1 protein-coding gene is annotated in these 420 nt (G+C 36.2%); it reads right to left on the reverse strand.

The window, feature by feature from the left end:
- Positions 1 to 358 (reverse strand): OB-fold nucleic acid binding domain-containing protein (locus J8281_RS19145; protein ID WP_246849173.1); only part of this gene is annotated, 358 nt, incomplete at its 3' end.
- Between the last annotated feature and the right edge of the window lie 62 nt (positions 359 to 420).

A 420-nucleotide genomic window follows, 5' to 3' on the forward strand; every position in this document is an offset into this window, starting at 1 on the left:
CAACTTTTGTAGTAAACAGTTCGCCTTCAATTCCTATAAAATCCCCAATATCTAGAAGCTTTTTGTAAACATCGTTGTATTTGCTTTTATCATCTCCAGTGCAAATTTCATCTCTGTTAAAGTACACTTGTATACGTCCTTCACTATCTTGAAGCTCAGCAAAACTTGCGCTTCCTTGGATACGACGAGACATTAATCTACCAGCAATAACCACATTTTTCCCTTCCTCAAAGTCCTGTTTTATATCCTTTGAAGTCTCTTTTACAGGAAATAAATCCGCTGGATATGGGTTAATGCCTAGGTCTCTTAATTTTGCGAGTTTGTCGCGTCTTACCAATTCTTGTTCTGAAAGCTGCATGCTACTTAATTTTAAAGGTGCAAAATTACATTATTTACCCTAACAATAAAACAATGACCCCT

Origin of the sequence: Aquimarina sp. U1-2, from assembly GCF_017897595.1 — a bacterium.
GTDB lineage: Bacteria > Bacteroidota > Bacteroidia > Flavobacteriales > Flavobacteriaceae > Aquimarina.